Genomic DNA, 18,124 nt, shown 5'->3' on the forward strand with positions numbered 1-18,124 from the left:
ACTTCATCAAGGCGTCGGCGGCGTAGATACCGGCCGGTCCTGCGCCCACGATCGCAATGCGCAGTGCACGATTCGGAGCACTCATTTCTCGTACTCCGCGACGAACGGCGTATCGACGCCGAGATCACCGACCTTGGCGGCGCTGCCCGGCGACCCGAGCGCCGCGTCCCGGCCTGGTAGCGGAAGGTCGAAGAACGCCGCGTTGGCGGTGATGAAACCTTCTTGCCCGGCAGGGATGTCGTCGTCGAGGTAGATCGCCTCGACCGGGCAGACCGGTTCGCACGCACCGCAATCCACGCACTCGATGGGATGGATGTAGGCCATCCGGTCACCGGTGTAGATGCAGTCGACCGGGCATTCCTCCACGCAGGCGCGGTCCATCACATCCACGCAGGCGGCTCCGATGACGAAGGTCATGGCTGTAGGTCCTTCTCGTTCGGCTCGCCGAGCGCGGCGAGGATTTCATAACGCAGCCGGGCGAATTCGGGCTCGAATCGGGCGCCCGGCGCGCGCGGGCAGTCGATCTCGATGACCCGCTGGATGCGCGCAGGCCGCGGGGTGAGCAGCACGATCCGGTCGGCCAGCAGCAGCGCCTCGTCGACATCGTGGGTCACGAACAACACCGTTGTCCGCCGCTGCTGCCACACCGAGATGAGCAGGCGCTGCATATCGGCGCGGGTCTGCGCGTCGAGCGCACCGAAGGGCTCGTCCATCAGCAGCACCCGCGGCTGTGCAGCCAGTGTCCGCGCCAGCTGCACGCGCTGACGCATGCCGCCCGACAGTGCGCCGGGAAGATGGTCACCGAAGTCGTCGAGTCCCACCAGGTTCAGCAGCTCCTGCGCCCCGGCACGGCGGTCCCTGCGCGGCACGCCACGCAACTTCAGCGCGAATTCGACATTGCGGCGAGCGGTCCGCCACGGCAGCAGCGCGTCCTCCTGGAACACCATCGAGCAGTGCTGCGCCGCCGCGCCGCCGTCGACCGAGACAGTGCCTCCGAGGGGAGGCAGCAAACCCGCCATGGCCCGCAGCACCGTGGACTTGCCGCAGCCGGAGGGGCCAAGCAGCACCACGATCTGTCCGGCCTCGATATCGAGATCGACCTCGGCGGCGAGGCTTTCGCCGTAGGCGATGCGCAATCCATCCAGCCGCACCGCGGCGCCGGCGCTCATCGCTGCGCCCTGGGCAGCCACCGGTTCACCCGGCGCCCCGCCAGTTCGACCAGCCAGGCGGTGAACCAGCCGAGCAGCCCGATGGTGAGCATGCCGACGATCACCCCCGGATAATCCAGCAGGCCGTAGGACTGCCAGGTGAAGTAGCCGATGCCGAACTGGCCGGAGATCATCTCGGCGCTGATCACGCAGATCCAGGCGACACCCATCGCGACCGACAGCCCGGAGAAGATGCCAGGCAGCGCGCCGGGCAGGGCGATCTGGAACAGGATGTCGCGCCGGCGCGCGCCGAGGGTGTGCGCCGCCTCCTCCCACACGCGGGGCAGCGCGTGCATGGCGTGGATGGTGCTGACCGCGACCGGAAAGAATGCCGCGAAGAAGGTGATGAATACGATGCCCTGTTCGCCTGTCGGGAACAACAGGATCGCCAGCGGCACCAAGGCGATCGCCGGGATCGGCCGGAACACCTCGAGCACCGGCCGGACGAGTGCGCTGACCACCGCGGAGCGACCGACCGCCATCCCGATCAGCACGCCGGACACGGTGGCCAGGCCGAAGCCGACCAGGATGCGCCGGGTGCTGGAGACGATGTCGCGGTAGTAGCTCGCGGTGCCAAGCTGAGTCCGGAAGGATTCGAATACCGCAGTGGGCGTGGGGATCTTGTCGAAACGCAGCCAGAGCACCACCTGGTAGGTGGTGAGCAGGTGCCAGGCGAGCAGTAATGCCACGAGTGGAATGGCGGTCAATGTCGCCTTACGCGCCTTCGGCGGCATCGTGACGCGGGTGGACCGACTCGTCGGCGGTGTGCTGATCTCGGGTGCCACGACGGGCGCGGCAATGGTGTCGGCGGAAACGGTCATGGTGAGCCTCCTGGTCTCACGTGACGGATCTAGCGGGCTTTCAGCGCTGCCTGGTAGTCGATGACCGCACTGCCCGGATGGGCTGCGGCGTACTGCTGCGCGTCGGCCCTGATCGCGAAGGGCAGCAGCCGATCGTCGGGCCCGGCGGCGGGATCGCTGACCCAGGTCGCGGTCGCGGCGAACAGCCGCGTGCCGGTGGCATGGTCGGGGACATAGGCGGCGCGCACCGCGCCGCCCTTCGCCTCGATCTGCCGCAGCAGGCAGGTCGGGGTCCTGGCGACCGCGGTCGCTGTCGTGTCGGCAAACCACACCTCCGAGGCGCCGGCGAGACCGTCCACTGCTCCCCCGCACACGCTGTCGGTGCCCGCGAGCGGCGCAGGTGCGGCTGTCGAGGCACGGGCGGTCTCGTAGCCTGCGCCGTAGACGGCACGCACGTACCGGTCGTCGACGAACTCGCCGAGGTTCAGATCCGAGAGCGCGCCGAGGCTCTTCAGGAACGGCAGCAGTGTTCCGAGGGCGTCGACCTGCTGCGGCTTGATGGTGGGGTCGAAGCTGACCAGACCGTTCGGGCCGTTGTAGAGGTACACGACCTCGGCGGGCAGTCCGGTGATCTCGGCGACCCGCAGCGCGGCAGCGAGGGGATGCTGATTGAGGTAGTCGGTGGTCTCGCGCTGCGCGGTCAGGAACGCGGTGACGACATCGGGGTTTTGCGCACCGAACCGCTCGTTGGCGACGACCGCGTGGAAGGTCGGAATGCCCGCGCTGCCACCGTCGTAGAGCAATCTGGCCTTGCCGTCGTGCACCAGTTTCTGTGGCCACGGCACGAATTGGGCAAGGGCCCCGACTTGGTCGCCCTGCAGCGCCGAAGCGCCGACTGCCGGGTCCTGGCCGAGCAACTTCACGTCGTCGAGGGTCATCCCCGCCGCCGAGAGACCGGTGGCCAGCATGCCGTGGGCGGCCGACCCGACGCTGGTCGACACGATCTGCCCGCGCAGATCGGCCAGGGTAGACGCGGGCGAATCGAGCGGCACCACGATCTGATTCAGCGATCCGCGCAGGTTGTAGCCGGTGACGGCGATCAGTTCGGACTTCACGTCGGCGTGGTCGCGGGTCTTGGAGCCGTTGACCAGAATCGGCGCGTCGCCCATCGAACCGATGTCGACCTGGCCCGCCAGCATCTGCGCGGTCAACGGCGGGCCCGCGGCGAAGTCCTTCCACTCCACCTTGTAGGTCAGGCCCTTGGCCTTGCCGAGCTCGGCGAGTTCGGCTTCGAAAGTGCCGCGGTCTCGCAGCAGTGTGCCCGCGGTGACGGTGTTGATCGTCTTGGACTGGTAGCCGATGTTCACGGTGACGGTCTTGCCGTCGTCACCGGCGCCGCAGCCGGTGGCCAGGGTGGCGACCGCGGCGATGCCGAGCAGCAGCGCGGTCAGGCGTAAGCAGGTGGAGCTCATGGTCGTCGATCCGTCTTCTTCTAGCGCAACAGGAACGGGATGTTGACGGTGACGGCGCCGACCGGGCAGCGCGCGGCGCACGGCCCGCAATACCAGCACTCGTCGACGTGCATATAGGCCTTGCCCGAATCCGGGTGGATGGCAAGGGAATCGAGCGGACACATGTCGACGCACAGCGTGCAGCCGTCGATACAGGTGGCCTCGTCGACCGAGACGGGGACGTCGAGACGGGCATTGACCTGGGCCATCAGAGTTCCTTTCCAGAGTTGGCGATGCCGATGCGGGCGAAGGCACGGACGTCGGCGTCCGGGTCGTCGAGTGCCTGCTGCAGCGCCGTGGTGATGTCACGTCGCTCGGCGATCCGCTCGGCCAGTGCGCGCACTGCCGCCTTGCGAACGTCGAGGTTGGGATCGGCGACGGCCGACAGCAGTGGCGCCGCCGCGAGTTCGGGATCGGCCGCGGCGAGGGCGATCGCGGCAGCTTGCCTGACCTGCCAGGTGGGATCGGTCATGGCCGCGGCGGCGACGGCGGCGGCATGCTCGTCGCACCCGGTGCCGGCCAGGCTTGCCAGCGCGGCGGCGCGGACCAGCGGTTCCGGATCATCGGCCAGCACGAGCAAGGTGACCGCGCCGCGCGGATCACCCACGGCCGCAATGCCTTTCGCGACGCCGATGCGCACGTTCTGGTCCTCGTCGGCCGCCGCGGTGGCAAGTCCGTCGATCGCGTCGACCGAGGTGAGCCCGCCGACGACGGTGCGGCGGACCGCCACGTTCGGGTCGGCCAGCCACCCGATCAACTCGGTGGCGGTCACCCTGCGGTGCCGCCACAGCGCCTCGATCGCCGCGGCGCGCACGGCCGGTTCGGGCGCTGTCACGCAAGCTCGCAGTGCCGCATCGAATTCCGGACCGGCCACCAGCACTTCGAGCAGTTCGGTGAGCAGCCCGATCGCGGTGTGCCGCACGTCGACATCGACATCGACGAGGGCGCCCGCAATGATCGGCGCCGCCTCAGCCCACGCATCGGTGGTCTCACTCAGTACCGACAGCGCCGTGCGGCGCACCTCCGGATCGGTGTCGGTGAGGAACGGGGTGAGCTCGTCGAGTTCCGGGCACTCGTCGGCCAGGTCGAGCAGCGTCAGCAGACGGGCGCTCATCGGGCACCCCACGCGCCGACGAGTTCCGGCGCGGCGACGTCGGCGACGCCGTCGGGGCGGACGAAGCCGCGTACCGGCACGATGTAGGGCGCAACCGGCCTGGTGCGGAACTCCATCGCACCGGCGGCACCACGGTAGAGGTTGAGGTGGCAGAACCAGTCCGCGTCGTCGCGGGCGGGCCAGTCGGCGCGCTGATGGTAGAGACCCCACCGGCTCTCGGTCCGGCGCAGCGAGGCGCGGGCCGCCATCTCGGCGCAGTCACGGATGAAGGTGACCTCGGCGCAGCGCATGAGTTCGTGCGGAGTCTGCCCGCCCATGGCGGCGATGTCGGCCTTCATCCGGTCGAATGCCTCCACGCCGAGCGTGAGGTAGGACTGCGCTTTCGGCGGCTGCAGATAGTCGTTGACGAAGCGGCGCAGCTTGTATTCCACTTGCGGTTGCGGCGGGCCGTCGAGGTTGCGCAGCGGACGGTAGATCAGCTCGTGGGCGGCTTCGATCTGGTCGGCGGGCAACTCCGGATGTGTCGCGCCACGGGCGAAGACACTCGCGTGTTCGCCGGCGATGTCGCCGTAGACGAAGGCGCCGATCATGTAGTTGTGCGGTACCAGCGCCATGTCGCCGGCCGCGTACAGGCCGGGCACCGTGGTCGCGGCATGCTCGTCGACCCACACGCCGGACGCGGAATGTCCACTGCACAAACCGATCTCGGAGATGTGCATCTCGATGTCGCCGGTGCGGTAGTCGGTGCCGCGGCCCTCGTGGAAGGTGCCGCGGGTGGGGCGCTCGGTGGTGTGCAGGATGCCTTCGATCTCGCGGATCGTGGCATCGGGCAGGTGGCTGAGTTTGAGGTAGATCGGGCCGCGGGCACTGTCGAGTTCGCGTTTGACCTCGGCCATCATCTGCCCGGACCAGTAGTCGCAGTCGACGAAGCGGTTGCCCTCGGAATTGACCTGATAGCCGCCGAACGGGTTGGCGACATAGGCGCACGCCGGCCCGTTGTAGTCCTTGATCAGCGGATTGATCTGGAAACACTCGATGCCGGACAGTTCCGCACCGGCGTGATAGGCCATGGCGTAGCCGTCGCCGGCGTTGGTCGGGTTCTCGTAGGTGCCGTAGAGATAGCCCGAGGCGGGCAGGCCGAGCCGACCGCACGCGCCTGCGGCGAGAACAACCGCGCCCGCCGAGATGGTGACGAATTCGCCGGTGCGCGTGTCGAATCCGACCGCACCGACCGCGCGCCCGTCGACGGTGAGTACCCGCACCGGCATCACCCGGTTACTGATGGTCACCTTGGAGCGCACGTCCCTGGCCCGCAAGGTCCGGTACAGCACCTTCTTCACGTCGCGGCCCTCTGGCATGGGCAGCACATAGGACCCGGAGCGGTGGACCTTGCGGACCGCGTAGTCACCGTGCTCGTCCTTCTCGAACTTGACGCCGTAGCCTTCGAGCCGCTGCACCATCTCGAAACCACGGGTCGCCGTCTCGTAGACGGTGCGCTGGTTGACGATGCCGTCGTTGGCGACGGTGATGTCGGCGACGTAATCTTCCGGGCTGGCCTTGCCTGGCACCACGGCGTTGTTGACGCCGTCCATGCCCATGGCGAGCGCGCCGGAGTGGCGCACGTGCGCCTTCTCCAGCAGCAGCACGTTCGCACCGTGGCGGGCCGCGGTGAGCGCGGCCATGGTGCCCGCGGTGCCGCCGCCGACGATCAATACGTCGCACACGAGCTCTCGCCGGTCGGTGAGCGGTGGAATCTGCATCGGGATCAACCCCTTTCGTTGGTGTCGCGGGCAACAGTGCGCCGCGGGGTCACCGGGACGCGGTCCAGCCGCCCGGAGAGGGAGAACCGGTCACCGCGATAGCGGATGTATTCGAGATCGACGGGTCGCCCGGAATCGGTGTAGGTGAGCCGTTCCAGGAACAGCAACGGCGAACCCGCGCGGACCTCGAGCAGGCCCGCGACCGTCGGATCGGTGGCGACCGCTTCGATCGCGACAGCGGCCGAGCCGAGCGGCAACCCCAGTTCGGCTTCGAGCAGACCGAAGACGTCGCACCCGGTGAGGTCCTTGTCGAGCAGCGGAATGCCGACATCGGCGGTGAGATAGCTGGCGTCCAGCGACAGCGGAGCGCCGTCGAGGTAGCGCACCCGTTCCAGGGCGACGACCGGGTCGCCGGGTTCGAGCTCGAGCCGCTCGGCGACCAACGGCGTGGCCGGTACAACCTCGGCGAGCAGGACCCGGTTCACCACCCTGTCGCTGCGGGTCTCGAAGGTTTCGGCAAGGCCGCGCAGCCGGTCGAGGCCCTGCACCGCCTTGTCGGCGACCACGAAGGTGCCCGCACCGGGTACCCGGTCGATCAGGCCCTCGTCGCGAAGCAGCGTCAGCGCGTCACGGACGATATTGCGGCTGGTGGCGAAGTCGGCGGCGAGCTGGGCCTCGGCGGGCAGCGGCCGGTTGCCGTAGACGCCGCTGCGGATGCGGGCACGCAGGATGTCGCGGATGCGGCGGGCCGGCGCGCTGCGTCTGCCCGTACCCGGATCGGGTGGCCGTGGCCGCGCCGAGGAGGAGGGAGTGGCTGTCATGCGGCAAATGCTGCGAACGCCTCGTTACGACGGACGTTTCGGGCAATTACCGGTTGGTTACGCCAGTTCCTGATCCGTCGCCGGACGCTCTACCTGCGACGATGCCCGCTCACCCGGCAGTCCCACCACTGTCGTGCGAGCGATCTCGAGTTGTGCAGCGCGGTCGACGAGCAGTTCACCCGGGCCGGACGGCGGCGTGTTGCGGCGCCAGATCGCCCGGAACTTGCGGGTCAGGCGGGCAGCGTCGGCGCAGGGCACGGCCACCAAGGCCCCGGTGGCCAGGTCCGGCGCGGCGATCAGACGGCTCAGGACGGCCGGAGCCATGCCGGTTCTGGCGGCGGCGACGATCGCCGCGGCCGATCCCAGTTCCGCGGCCGGTCCGGTGGGTGTCGCGGCGGTGCTGAGCAGGTCCCAGACGGTGTCGCGGGTGCCGGAGCCGGGTTCGCGCCACAGCAGTGCGGTGCCTGCCAGTTCGGCCAGGGCGACCGGGGTCGTGCGGCGGGCCCACGGGTGGTCCGGCGCCACGACGACGACCAGGTCGTCGGTGCCGAGCACCCGGCTGCCGAGGCCGGCGGGCGGATGCGGGCCCTCGACGAATCCGAGGTCGGCGACACCGTCGCGCACGAGGGCCGCGACCTGGGTCGAGTTCTCCACTTCGAGGGAGATCAGGACCTCGGGATGATCGGTGCGCAGTGCGGCCAGCCAGTGCGGAATACGGTGGTCGGCAATCGTTTTCGAGGCGGCGATGCGCAGGCGCGGGGCCTGGGCCGCGCGCAGGCGGTCGACGTCGTCGACGAGGTCGCGCACGGCGGCGAGGACGGTCCGCGCGTGGTCGACGACGGCGCGGCCCGCGTCGGTCAGCGCGGAGCCGGTCGGCCCCCGGTCGAGCAGTTTCACCCGCATCCGGCGTTCCAGCGCGCTGATCCGCATGCTCGCCGCGGGCTGGCTGATGCCGTGCCTGCGGGCGGCGGCGCCGAGGCTGCCCAGTTCGGACACCGACACGAGGAGGTCGAGCACCTCCAGATCGGGGGCTCCGGGTGGCAGCGTCATGCGCCGATTATGGGTGAGGCGTCGCTGTCGCACCGCATCAGGCGTCATCCGAGCGGAGTCGGTGGCGCAGATTCTTCACCACGCCGTAGAGGGCGACGACCGGTTTCAGCGGCATCCATTCGCCGAATCGGTACTCCCGCCCCGGGACGAGGCGCACGGCCAGTTCCGGGCTCTGCTCCGCGAGATAGTCGCGGCCCGTCGCGGCGTGGGTGGGCAGGGAAACGATCTTGATCCGGTCGACATCCTTCAGATATGGAATCGCGAAAGCAATGTTCTCCCAGGTGGATCGGCTCGAATCCTCGAGCGCGAGTTCCCCGCGATACCCGCGCGCTTCCGTCGCGTACTCCGCCATCAGCGCGGCTTCCGGTACCGGCCCGGCGCAGGCTCCCCCGCACAACACGAGGCGGGCCTCGGTCGCGCCCGGATCGATGGAACGCAGACCCGCACGGACCCGCCACCGATTCATGGCATTGGCGCGTTCACCGGTGTTGCGATAGCCGAGGACGACGACAGCCTCGGACCCGGCGCGCGTGGGCCCGACGCCTCGCCGGGACGCGCGCCAGTTCGCCCATTCACCCCACAGCATCAGACCGATACCGGCGGCGATTGTCAGCCGGGTTCGTTTCCGCACCTCTCCAGCAAAGCACACCACCGATCCCGGATCCCATAAGCCAGCTTTATGAGCCCCTCCGAAACCGGCCTCTACCTCGCCTTCTTCGGCGCAGCGAAGGTGGTGGAGTGAACCGAGTACGTACCTTCGCCCCCGGACTGGCCCTCGCTGCCCTCGTGGCCACCGCGGCGGTGCCGGCAGGCAAGGCACTGCCGATGATCGGTGCGCCCGTGCTGGCGCTGGGCGCGGGCGCAGCCGCCGGGATCGTGCTGCGGCAGCGGGAGGCCACGGATGAGCTGTTCGGTCCCGGGCTCGAAGTCGCGCGGCAGCGGTTGCTCGGTCTGGCGATCGTGTTGCTCGGGCTCGGGCTGCCCTTGGGGTCGGTGCTGAGCGTGGGACGGGAGACGGCGGTCGTGCTGATCGGGACGCTCGTCGTCGGCGCGGTGGCGGCGTTCTGTGTCGGCCGGATGCTGGCGGTCGACCGGGAATCGGCGACGCTGGTGGCCGTGGGGACGACGATCTGCGGCGCGTCCGCGATCGCGGCGGCCACCGCGGTGCTGCGCCCGGACAAACAGCGGGTCGCCTACGCGCTCGGCACCATCTTCGTCTTCAATGTCGCTGCCGTGCTGGTGTATCCGCCGCTCGGCCGCGCGCTCGGCCTGTCGCAGGAAGCCTTCGGTCTGTGGGCGGGAACCGCGATCAACGACACCTCCTCGGTGCTGGCGGCGGGCGTCGTCTTCGGCGCTGGTGCGGCGCATTTCGCGGTGATCGTGAAGCTGATGCGCAGTCTGGCCATCATCCCGCTGTGTCTGGGCCTGCACGTCGGCCGACGTCACCTCGTCGAGGAGACCGGCGCACCCGCGGGTTCGCTGCGCCAGGCCTTCCCCCTGTTCGTCGTGCTGTTCCTCGCCGCGTCGATCGTCGCCGGTCTCGGCATCCTGCCCACCGCGCTGACCACGCCGTCGGCCGCGACCAGCAGCTGGCTCATCGCCGCGGTCCTGGCCGCCATCGGCACCTCGCTCAGCATCGAGCGCCTCCGCAGCGCGGGCATCCGCCCGCTGGTCCTCGGTGGCGCGCTCGGCCTGATCCTCGGCGGCGCCAGCCTCGGCCTGATGTACCTCACCGGCTGGTGCTGAACCGCTTCTCGATCGCCGCCGTGATCGCGTCCGGTTCGTGTTCCTGGATGAAGTGCCCCGCGCGCGGCAGCTCGACGACGTCGACGTCGGTGAAGCTGGCACGCATGCGCGGGAGGTAGGCCTTCGGGCGGAACGCCATGTCCCGCATCCCCCACACCAGCAAAGTCGGCTTGCCACCGAGCAGGGCAGGCACGTCCCGGGCGAGCTGGTCCAAGAGCGGGCGGGCGGCGCGAATTTCGTCGGGCGTCGCGGCGAGTCCGATCCGAGCTTCCGGGCTCGGCTGTACGGCGCGGTAGTGGTCGGCCTCGGCCGCGGTGAGTGTGCGTCCCAGTTCCGCGAGCAGGACGCGCTCGACGAGGAAGTTCTGCTGGAGGATCCGCCGCTGCATCGGACCGCTGCTCATGATCCTGCTGAACGCCCGATTGGCCAGCGCTTCGGTCGGCCAGAACAAGGTGTTGCCCAGGACAATCCCCCGCACCCGATCCGCCCGTGCGGTGGCCGCGCCCAGGCCGATGGGTCCGCCCCAATCGTGTCCCATCACGACGAAGTCGTCGAGCCACAGGTGATCGATCAACTCACCGAGGACCGCGGTGTGCTCGGCGATGGTGTAGCCGTAGCCCGCGGGACGTTCGGACAATCCGAAACCCGGATTGTCGACGGCGATACACCGGTACCGGTCCCGCAGGTTCCGCACGATGTGGCGGTAGACAAAGCTCCACGTCGGAGCGCCGTGACAGAACAGGATCGGCGGTCCGGTCCCCTCGTCGATGTAGTGCACCCGGCCTGCGGACGAGTCGAACCACCGGGATTCGAACGGGTACAGATTCCTGTCGGGAACAAAGTCGATCAGCATGGGCCCTCCCTCCCGATGTCAGACTACATGGGGTGCACCCAGGCGGACGGTAGGCCCCACCGAGGCTCGTTTCGGCTGAGTTCTGTTTCGCCCGAAGGTGTTTCGAAGAGACGGACGTGTGGGGCGACGCCACAGTGTCGCCCCACACCCGGCCTACATTCGCGCGTTGACCGCGTTCATCACCGCGTCCAGTGACGCCGCGATCACCGACGTGCTCCGGCCGAAGGCCCAGCCGGTCCGGCCGTCCACCCGGTATTCCAGGTAGCTCACGGCCGCGCTGTCGGCACCCTCGTCGACCGAATGTTGTGTCAGGCCCAGGATCTCGACAGGGTGGCCCGCGGCGGCCAGCGCGGTGGTCACCGCGTCGACCGGGCCGACATCGCGATGGACCGAGCGCAGTTCGCGACCGTCGATGTCCAGCACGATCTCGGTGGCGCCGTCGGTGATGTGCCACCGCGCCAGCACAATGCGCGGTTCGGCCACCGTGTAGGCCTGTTCGAACAGCGTGAACAGCTCCTTGGCGGTGACCTCGGCGCCGGTGTCGTCGGTGCGCTGTTGCACCCGGCTGGCGAGGTCGATCTGCAAGCGCCGCGGCAGGTCCAACCCGTACCCGGTCTGCAGCAGGTAGGCGATGCCGCCCTTGCCGGACTGGGAGTTGACCCGGATCACGGCGTCGTAGGAGCGACCGATGTCGGCCGGGTCGATCGGCAGATACGGGACCTGCCAATCCATGTCGCGCTCGGCGACTCTGGCTTCAGCCGCGCGGGCGCGATGGTGGGCCATCCCCTTGCGGATCGCGTCCTGGTGCGTTCCGGAAAACGCGGAATGTACGAGATCGCCCACGTACGGGTGCCTTTCGTGCACGGGCAGCCGGGTGCAGTACTCGACCGTGCGGCGGATCTCGTCGATGTCGGAGAAGTCGATCATCGGGTCGACGCCCTGCGCGTGCAGATTCAATGCCAGGGTCGCGATGTCGACATTGCCGGTGCGTTCACCGTTGCCGAACACGCAGCCCTCCACCCGCTGGGCACCGGCCAGGACGGCCAGCTCGGCGCAGGCGATGCCGGTCCCCCGGTCGTTGTGCGGGTGCACCGACAGGATCACCCCGTCGCGGCGCGCCAGGTTGCGGTGCATGTATTCGATCTGGTCGGCGTAGATGTTTGGTGTCGCGACCTCCACTGTCGCGGGCAGATTCAGGGTCACCGGCCGCTTCGGTGCGGCCTGCCACAGCTCGGTGACCGCGTCACAGATCTCCAGGGCGAAGTCGGGTTCGGTCAGGTTGAACACCTCGGGCGAGAACTGGAAGCGCACGTTCGGCAGGTCACCGGCCTCGGCGAGGACCGCGCGGGCGCCGTCCAGAATCAGCTCACGCAATTGCCCGCGATCCTTGCCCAGCACCACCTCCCGCCAGACCGGCGCGGTGGCGGTGTAGAGGTGGATGACCACCTCGTTGGCGATGCCGCGCACCGATTCGACAGTGCGCTCGATCAGATCACGCCGGGCCGGGGTGAACACGACGACGGCCACATCAGGCGGCGCGATCGGGGTGTGCGCCAGCAGCCGGACGAAATCGAAATCGGTCTGCGAGGCGGACGGGTAGCCCACCTCGATCTCCTTGTACCCCATGGCGACAAGCAGTTCGAAGAACCGGCGCTTGCGGTCGGGATCCATCGGTTCGGCCAGCGCTTGATTGCCGTCGCGCAGGTCGACCGGCACCCACAGCGGAGCGGTGGTGATCCTGGCGTCCGGCCAGTTCCGCTGTCCGGCAGGGACTTCCACGCGCCGGTGGACATCGCCGTAGCGGTGTGACGGCATGGCCGAATGCCGCTGCCGATTCCAGGCGGGCGCGCCGGTGGCGACGGCGCCCGCGGGGGTTACCAGGGTGGGAAATGCACTCATGACTGTTCTGCTTCCTGGCCACGACGGGCCACGAGATAACGGCGACCGGCCACGACAGAGCCCCACGGCGGGGCGGCCGGTCGGTCAGGCCCCGCCGTGGCGGCCGAGGAGAAGCGCGGTGTGCGTCATGATGGGTACACTTCTACCACAACTCCTCAGACAAGTAGAGAGGTCTTTCGGTGGTATCGCAGGTACGGCGTCAGCCGCTGGCCGCACAAGCGGCTGAACTCCTTCTCACGCGGATCCGTGCCGGTGAGTGGCCGCTTGGCCACCGATTGCCCGGCGAGACCGTGCTCGCCGTCCAGCTGGGCGTCGGCCGGTCGACGTTGCGCGAGGCGATCCGGGAGCTGGCGGGCAAGGGAGTACTCGACAGCAGGCAGGGCGCCGGTGTGTTCGTCACGGCGCTCGATGTCACCGAGGATTGGGATGTCGTCCTGCGCGGCGCCACCATCGCCGCGGTGATCGAGGCGCGCATCGCCATCGAGGCCGAGGCCGCCGCGCTGGCGGCGCGACGGCGCACCCCCGCCGATGTTCGTGCCATCCGCCGCGCGCTGGCGGGGCGTCGCGCCGACGGGCAGACCGTGGCCGAGCATGTCGATGCCGACATGGCCTTCCATCGCGCGGTGATCGTCGCCGCCCACAACGACGTGCTGACCCAGCTGTTCGACAGTTTCCTCCCGCGGCTGCGCCTGGCCATGATCGACATGCTCACGCTGCGACCGGTCGCCTCGGAGCAGGCCGACCACGCCGCGCACGAACAGCTCGCCCAAGCCGTCGCCGATCGGAACCCCACGGCGGCAGCCGAATTCAGCCGCACCCACCTGTCCGCATTGAAGGAGGCTTTCGCATGACCGGCGTCCCGGTGATCGAACTCGACGAGGTGACCTTCCGCCGTGAAGGTAAGAAGATCATCGACGGCATCTCGCTGACCGTGCGGGCAGGCGAGCACTGGGCGTTGCTCGGCCCCAACGGCGCGGGCAAGAGCACCCTGCTCGGTTTCTGCGGCGCCGTCACCTTCCCCACCACCGGCACCGTGCGGGTGCTCGGCGAACAGTTCGGCCGGGTGGAGCTGGCGCGGCTGCGCCGCTCGATCGGGCACGTCAACCCACGGCACCCGCTGCGCTCCGCGCTCACCGTGCGTGAGGTCGTCCTGACCGGCATCACCGCCACGATCGACACCCCGATGCGCTGGTCCCCCACCCCCGGCGACCTGGCACGAGCCGACGCGATCATCGAGACCCTCGGCCTGTCCGGCAAAGCCGAGGAACTCTGGCCGACCCTGTCCCAGGGGGAACGCGGCCGCACCCTGATCGCCCGCGCCCTCATCAGCGGCCCCCGCGTCCTGCTCCTGGACGAACCGTCCACCGGCCTCGACCTGGCAGCCCGCGAGCAACTGCTCACCACCATCGACACCCTCGACCAGACCCACCCCGAAGTGGCATCGATCCTGGTCACCCACCACCTCGAGGAACTCCCGACCACCACCACCCACGCCCTGCTGATCGCCGACGGGCACACCGTCGCCGCAGGCCCCGCCCCGGACGTCATCACCACCGACCACGTCTCCACCGCCTTCGACCACCCCATCGACGTGCGCTACGACGGGGGTCGCTGGAGCGCCAGGGCACGCTGACACCCACCATGGCGGGGGTTACGATCGCGGGGCATCACGTTGTCGGCACGGACAGGAGGATGTCATGAGAATCGTTCACCGGATCGTCGCCACCGCGGGTGTTGCCGTGGCCTTGACGCTGGCCACCACGGGCATCGCCGCCGCTCAGGAGGCCGAACCACCGAAATCGCCACTGGTGGAGTTCATCGAGTCGTGGCCGCCGGCGCCGCAGGGCTGCGATCGCGTCTGGGATCCGATCGAAACCGTCGTCGAGGATTACGTTCCCGAGCCGGCCAAGGCCGCGTTCGACGCCTTCGACGATTGGTGCGAGGGCCAGGAAGACGTCTGACACGCTGGGTCCGGTGTCAGCCGGATTCGAACGGGTCGTCGCCGAAATCCAGGTCGGCGCCGAGTAGTTCGTCCGCGCGGGCCAGGGCGCGGTCGAGTTCGTCGGTGACGGAGTCCATGATCGAGATGCCGTCGAGCATCTCGGACAGTTCGGCGCGCAGGGCGTTCAGTTCGGCGACGGCGGGGTCGACGGTGGTCCAGGCGACGGTGTCGCGCCACCAGCTGTCCCGCTGAATCCAGGACCACACGATGTCGCGAACCAGCAGCGCGTCGGTGGTGAAGAGCTGGCGGTGATCGGCGCCGTCGACGTGCTCGAGTTCGTAGGTGCCCTCGTCGAGGTAGCGGGCCTGGATGTACTCGGTCTCGGTGCGGGTCAGCAGGAGGAACGGGTGGTCGGGGGCCGGATCGGGGGCATCGGCGCCGAGGTCGGCCGGATCGACGGCGCGTGGCGCGCCGGAACCGTCGCCGAGGTGGACGACGACCTCCGGCGAATCGTCACGGTAAGCACCCATCGGGCCAGTGTGCCGGATCGAGGGCAGCTCAGGACAGTGGTACCGATGAATCCGCGCCGGTCGCGACGTCTACATCGACAGGTACAGATCTGTCGACAGGAGGTTCCGGCTGTGAACGACACCGAGGTCAGGGCCGCGATCGCGGCGCAACGCGCCGAGACGGCGGAGTTTCTCGCCGGATTGGACGAAGCGACGTGGGATGCGCCGACCCTGTGCGCCGGCTGGCGGGTCCGCGAGGTCGCTGCGCATCTGAGCATGCCGTTCCGGACATCGCTGCCGCGCTTCCTGGTCGGCATGATCGCCGCTCGCGGCAACTTCGACCGGCTGGCCGACCGCGCCGCCCGCGCCGACGCCGCGCGGATGAGTTCGGAGGAACTCGTCGCCGCCATCCGGGACAACACCGCACACCCGTGGAAGCCACCGGGCGGCAGCGGATACGCGAGCGCGCTCAGCCACGACGTCATCCACGGCCTCGACATCACCGTCGCGCTCGGTCACACCGAACCGGTGCCGCTCGATCGGATGCGCCTGGTTCTCGGCGCCAACACTCAGCGCTCGCTCGACTACTTCGGCGTCGACCTCGACGGAATCGCCCTGCAGGCAACCGATCTCGATTTCCGCCACGGCGCGGGCGAGGTGGTCTCCGGCGCAGCCCAGGACCTGCTGCTCGTGCTGTGTGGACGCACCCTGCCCCCTGGCCGCCTGCACGGCGCGCCTGCGGCCAGGTTCACCAGCGGCTGACGAAAACGACCTGCGGGCCGCCGCGGTGCGGAGTACCGTCGCGCCGGTGACGTGGACAGCACCCGAACTCACGCCGACGCGGACCCTCGTCGGCGCGGCGGAACGCCCGATGCTGCAGTCCTGGTTGGACTTTCACCGCCAGACCTTGCTCGGCAAATGCGGCGGCCTCGACGCCGACCAGCTCGCGACGCGATCGGTGCCACCGTCGACACTCTCCCTGCTCGGGCTGGTCCGCCACCTCACCGAGGTCGAGCGCGGGTGGTTCCGGGTGTCGGCGGCAGGTGAATCCGTCGAGCCGGTCTACGGGTCGGTGACCGAGCCCGACGCCGATTTCGACGACCTCGCCGCGTTGCCCGCCGAGGACGTCTTCGCCGCGTTCCACGCCGAGGTCGCCGCCTGCGACGCGGCCGTCGCCGAGCTGCCGCTCGACCATGTCTTCCATGTCCCGTGGCGCTCCGACGGCTACACCCTGCGCTGGGCGTATCTGCACATGATCGAGGAGTACGCCAGGCACAACGGCCACGCCGATCTGTTGCGGGAGCGGATCGACGGCGTCACCGGCAGCTTCTGACCCCGGTCAGCCGGTGACCACCTCGGGGGTCAGCTGGTCGAGATCGTCGATCACCACAGCGGCCAGCGCCAGCGCGTCGGGCGCCGGCGGGAACTCCGGGCGAGGATCGGCGATCACGCGCATTCCTGCGCGGTGCGCGGAGATCAGTCCGTTGGTCGAATCCTCCACGGCGGTACAGTCCTTCGGATCGACGCCGAGCCGCTGGGCGACGGTGAGATACACATCGGGCTCCGGCTTGCCCCTGCCGATCTCCTCGGTCGACAGGATCGCCGAGAAGTACTCCAGCAGACCGGATTTCGACAGCACCAGGTCGATGAGAGTGCGCGGCGAGGAACTGGCCAGGCCGAGCTTCCACTGACCGGCGCATCGCTGCACCGCCTCGACCGCGCCAGGCAGCAACGGCACGTGATGCGCGTACTTGTCGGCCATCAGGTCGATGACCTTCGTGGCGATGTCGTCGAGCGGCATGGCGACGCCGAGATCGTCACTCATGCAGGCGGCCCACTCGGTGGTGGTCATGCCCATCATCCTGCGCTGCGAATCCGGTTGCCACCGGCCGCCTTTGCGGTCGACGTAGTCGCGCCGGACCTGTTCCCAGATCGGTTCGGAATCGATCAGCACGCCGTCCATGTCGAACACAACCGCCGCGATACCCATGCGCTCAGCCTTTCGCCGTTCCTCCGCCGGGCACCACGCGGGCGCGCCGACTCTTCCGGTACAGACCTGCTCGGTGATCGGCACCCAGCCTAATAGAGGCGGGCCCGCGGCGGTGAGTCATGTCACGAGCGCGCGCCGAAGTGGGACACCGGACGCGAACATCCAGCTCGGCAGCGATAACGTGTTGCATATGGACAATACACAGGTCGGCAACTCGCTGCCGGACGCAGAGCACCACGAAGGCGGTTTCCGGCCGGTCGCCGAGCTGATCCAGCAGCGCAAGGAAGCGAAGCTGGACCAGACGATCGGCGGCCCGCACTACGGGGAACTGATCGAACAGGTGCGCGAGCTGATGGACCGCGTGCGTCTGATCAACCCGTCCGACGAGCTGGCCAAGGACACGATCGCGACGCTCGAGCAGCTCAACGCCCGCCTCGACGCTGCGGTCGTGGACGAGTGGTCGGCGCCGAGCTGGACCCGCACCGACCTGCCCTCGCGCGGCAACATCACGCTGCCGCCGTACACGGTGGACAGCGCCGACGTCGACGGTGTCACCGCCAAGCTGACCTTCCGCACCTTCCACCTGGGCGGCAACAGCGCGGCGCACGGCGGCCAGATCGGCGTCGCCTTCGACGATATTCTCGGCATGACCGCCGCGGTACACACCAAGGCCGTCACCCGCACCGCGTCGCTGACCATCGACTACCGCTCGATCACCCCGCTCAACCGGGAGCTGACGATCCGCGCGTGGGTCGAGCGCACCGACGGCCGCAAGGTATATCTGCGGGCGACGATGCACGATGGCGAGCGCCTGTGCGCGGAGGCCAACGGGCTGTTCATCCTCCTCAAGCCCGGTCAGCCCTGAGCTCCTCCGGTCACCGGGCGACATTGCGATCGACGTGATCCGAATGTCGCCCGGAC

19 protein-coding genes and 1 pseudogene are annotated in these 18,124 nt (G+C 69.0%); 7 read left to right on the plus strand and 13 right to left on the minus strand.

Going from position 1 to position 18,124, the window contains the following annotated elements; translation table 11 throughout:
* Nucleotides 1–81 precede the first annotated feature (81 nt).
* The 9 genes and pseudogenes from fdxA to IEY60_RS27015 all read right to left on the minus strand — a co-directional run bounded on the left by fdxA (nt 82) and on the right by IEY60_RS27015 (nt 8,895).
* Nucleotides 82–417 carry a ferredoxin gene (gene fdxA / locus IEY60_RS26975; RefSeq protein WP_189033313.1) on the minus strand — a complete coding sequence of 112 codons (336 nt, stop codon included), beginning with the start codon at nt 415–417 and terminating at the stop codon, nt 82–84.
* Nucleotides 414–1,169: an ABC transporter ATP-binding protein gene (locus IEY60_RS26980; protein ID WP_189033314.1), complete on the minus strand. Its 756-nt coding sequence runs from the start codon at nt 1,167–1,169 to the stop codon at nt 414–416. The genes fdxA and IEY60_RS26980 overlap by 4 nt, the downstream gene beginning before the upstream one ends.
* Nucleotides 1,166–2,029 (minus strand): ABC transporter permease, encoded by an 864-nt coding sequence (locus tag IEY60_RS26985; RefSeq protein ID WP_189033315.1) that lies wholly within the window; start codon nt 2,027–2,029, stop codon nt 1,166–1,168. The genes IEY60_RS26980 and IEY60_RS26985 overlap by 4 nt, the downstream gene beginning before the upstream one ends.
* Nucleotides 2,030–2,058: 29 nt before the next feature.
* On the minus strand, nt 2,059–3,480 hold the full coding sequence (locus IEY60_RS26990; protein ID WP_189033316.1) for an ABC transporter substrate-binding protein: 1,422 nt from the start codon (nt 3,478–3,480) through the stop codon (nt 2,059–2,061).
* Nucleotides 3,481–3,500: 20 nt separating this feature from the next.
* Entirely contained in the window at nt 3,501–3,728 is a 228-nt protein-coding gene (locus IEY60_RS26995) for a 4Fe-4S dicluster domain-containing protein (protein WP_110038620.1), read from the minus strand.
* A pseudogene (locus IEY60_RS27000) lies at nt 3,728–6,393 on the minus strand (fumarate reductase/succinate dehydrogenase flavoprotein subunit). Before IEY60_RS27000 ends, IEY60_RS26995 begins: the two are co-directional and overlap by 1 nt.
* Before the next feature lie 5 nt (nt 6,394–6,398).
* The gene (locus tag IEY60_RS27005; protein WP_189033317.1) at nt 6,399–7,214 is read right to left on the minus strand and encodes a GntR family transcriptional regulator; all 816 of its coding nucleotides are present in this window, start codon (nt 7,212–7,214) and stop codon (nt 6,399–6,401) included.
* Between the two features lie 57 nt (nt 7,215–7,271).
* Nucleotides 7,272–8,264, minus strand: a complete 993-nt coding sequence (locus tag IEY60_RS27010) for a LysR substrate-binding domain-containing protein (protein ID WP_229740168.1) — start codon at nt 8,262–8,264, stop codon at nt 7,272–7,274.
* Nucleotides 8,265–8,301: 37 nt separating this feature from the next.
* Nucleotides 8,302–8,895 (minus strand): YdcF family protein, encoded by a 594-nt coding sequence (locus tag IEY60_RS27015; RefSeq protein WP_189033318.1) that lies wholly within the window; start codon nt 8,893–8,895, stop codon nt 8,302–8,304.
* Between the two features lie 107 nt (nt 8,896–9,002).
* Here IEY60_RS27015 and IEY60_RS27020 point away from each other — a divergent pair, with 107 nt between their 5' ends.
* Nucleotides 9,003–10,010: a YeiH family protein gene (locus IEY60_RS27020; protein ID WP_189033319.1), complete on the plus strand. Its 1,008-nt coding sequence runs from the start codon at nt 9,003–9,005 to the stop codon at nt 10,008–10,010.
* On the opposite strand, the gene IEY60_RS27025 is transcribed toward IEY60_RS27020, so the two are convergent.
* Nucleotides 9,994–10,863: a haloalkane dehalogenase gene (locus IEY60_RS27025; protein WP_189033320.1), complete on the minus strand. Its 870-nt coding sequence runs from the start codon at nt 10,861–10,863 to the stop codon at nt 9,994–9,996. The genes IEY60_RS27020 and IEY60_RS27025 overlap by 17 nt on opposite strands.
* A 153-nt stretch (nt 10,864–11,016) precedes the next feature.
* Nucleotides 11,017–12,678, minus strand: coding sequence for a 2-isopropylmalate synthase (locus tag IEY60_RS27030; RefSeq protein ID WP_229740193.1), 1,662 nt, complete (start codon nt 12,676–12,678; stop codon nt 11,017–11,019).
* Between the two features lie 263 nt (nt 12,679–12,941).
* Here IEY60_RS27030 and IEY60_RS27035 point away from each other — a divergent pair, with 263 nt between their 5' ends.
* From IEY60_RS27035 to IEY60_RS27045, 3 genes are all read left to right on the plus strand, one after another.
* Complete coding sequence (locus IEY60_RS27035) at nt 12,942–13,613, plus strand: FadR/GntR family transcriptional regulator (RefSeq protein ID WP_189033322.1); 672 nt, start codon at nt 12,942–12,944, stop codon at nt 13,611–13,613.
* Nucleotides 13,610–14,395, plus strand: a complete 786-nt coding sequence (locus IEY60_RS27040; protein WP_189033323.1) for an ABC transporter ATP-binding protein — start codon at nt 13,610–13,612, stop codon at nt 14,393–14,395. Before IEY60_RS27035 ends, IEY60_RS27040 begins: the two co-directional genes overlap by 4 nt.
* Nucleotides 14,396–14,459: 64 nt before the next feature.
* A complete protein-coding gene (locus IEY60_RS27045) occupies nt 14,460–14,723 on the plus strand; it encodes a hypothetical protein (protein ID WP_189033324.1) in 264 nt (87 codons plus the stop codon).
* Between the two features lie 16 nt (nt 14,724–14,739).
* On the opposite strand, the gene IEY60_RS27050 is transcribed toward IEY60_RS27045, so the two are convergent.
* On the minus strand, nt 14,740–15,234 hold the full coding sequence (locus IEY60_RS27050) for a hypothetical protein (RefSeq protein WP_189033325.1): 495 nt from the start codon (nt 15,232–15,234) through the stop codon (nt 14,740–14,742).
* Between the two features lie 111 nt (nt 15,235–15,345).
* On the opposite strand from IEY60_RS27050, the gene IEY60_RS27055 reads away from it, so the two are divergent.
* Both IEY60_RS27055 and IEY60_RS27060 read left to right on the plus strand, forming a co-directional pair.
* Nucleotides 15,346–15,975: a maleylpyruvate isomerase family mycothiol-dependent enzyme gene (locus IEY60_RS27055; RefSeq protein WP_229740169.1), complete on the plus strand. Its 630-nt coding sequence runs from the start codon at nt 15,346–15,348 to the stop codon at nt 15,973–15,975.
* Nucleotides 15,976–16,021: 46 nt separating this feature from the next.
* Nucleotides 16,022–16,546 carry a DinB family protein gene (locus IEY60_RS27060; protein ID WP_189033327.1) on the plus strand — a complete coding sequence of 175 codons (525 nt, stop codon included), beginning with the start codon at nt 16,022–16,024 and terminating at the stop codon, nt 16,544–16,546.
* Nucleotides 16,547–16,552: 6 nt separating this feature from the next.
* Here IEY60_RS27060 and IEY60_RS27065 read toward each other — a convergent pair whose 3' ends face one another.
* Nucleotides 16,553–17,203, minus strand: coding sequence for an HAD family hydrolase (locus IEY60_RS27065; protein ID WP_189033328.1), 651 nt, complete (start codon nt 17,201–17,203; stop codon nt 16,553–16,555).
* A gap of 190 nt (nt 17,204–17,393) precedes the next feature.
* Here IEY60_RS27065 and IEY60_RS27070 point away from each other — a divergent pair, with 190 nt between their 5' ends.
* Nucleotides 17,394–18,068: a PaaI family thioesterase gene (locus tag IEY60_RS27070; protein WP_189033523.1), complete on the plus strand. Its 675-nt coding sequence runs from the start codon at nt 17,394–17,396 to the stop codon at nt 18,066–18,068.
* The last annotated feature ends 56 nt before the right edge of the window (nt 18,069–18,124 follow it).

It is taken from the genome of Nocardia rhizosphaerihabitans (assembly GCF_014646295.1).
GTDB lineage: Bacteria > Actinomycetota > Actinomycetes > Mycobacteriales > Mycobacteriaceae > Nocardia > Nocardia rhizosphaerihabitans.

Coding starts and splice junctions, on each gene's coding strand:
- fdxA (WP_189033313.1), bottom strand. CDS start 417: ATGACCTTCGTCATCGGAGCCGCCTGCGTGGATGTGATGGACCGCGCC.
- IEY60_RS26980 (WP_189033314.1), bottom strand. CDS start 1,169: ATGAGCGCCGGCGCCGCGGTGCGGCTGGATGGATTGCGCATCGCCTAC.
- IEY60_RS26985 (WP_189033315.1), bottom strand. CDS start 2,029: ATGACCGTTTCCGCCGACACCATTGCCGCGCCCGTCGTGGCACCCGAG.
- IEY60_RS26990 (WP_189033316.1), bottom strand. CDS start 3,480: ATGAGCTCCACCTGCTTACGCCTGACCGCGCTGCTGCTCGGCATCGCC.
- IEY60_RS26995 (WP_110038620.1), bottom strand. CDS start 3,728: ATGGCCCAGGTCAATGCCCGTCTCGACGTCCCCGTCTCGGTCGACGAG.
- IEY60_RS27005 (WP_189033317.1), bottom strand. CDS start 7,214: ATGACAGCCACTCCCTCCTCCTCGGCGCGGCCACGGCCACCCGATCCG.
- IEY60_RS27010 (WP_229740168.1), bottom strand. CDS start 8,264: ATGACGCTGCCACCCGGAGCCCCCGATCTGGAGGTGCTCGACCTCCTC.
- IEY60_RS27025 (WP_189033320.1), bottom strand. CDS start 10,863: ATGCTGATCGACTTTGTTCCCGACAGGAATCTGTACCCGTTCGAATCC.
- IEY60_RS27030 (WP_229740193.1), bottom strand. CDS start 12,678: ATGCCGTCACACCGCTACGGCGATGTCCACCGGCGCGTGGAAGTCCCT.
- IEY60_RS27040 (WP_189033323.1), top strand. CDS start 13,610: ATGACCGGCGTCCCGGTGATCGAACTCGACGAGGTGACCTTCCGCCGT.
- IEY60_RS27045 (WP_189033324.1), top strand. CDS start 14,460: ATGAGAATCGTTCACCGGATCGTCGCCACCGCGGGTGTTGCCGTGGCC.
- IEY60_RS27050 (WP_189033325.1), bottom strand. CDS start 15,234: ATGGGTGCTTACCGTGACGATTCGCCGGAGGTCGTCGTCCACCTCGGC.
- IEY60_RS27065 (WP_189033328.1), bottom strand. CDS start 17,203: ATGGGTATCGCGGCGGTTGTGTTCGACATGGACGGCGTGCTGATCGAT.
- IEY60_RS27070 (WP_189033523.1), top strand. CDS start 17,394: ATGGACAATACACAGGTCGGCAACTCGCTGCCGGACGCAGAGCACCAC.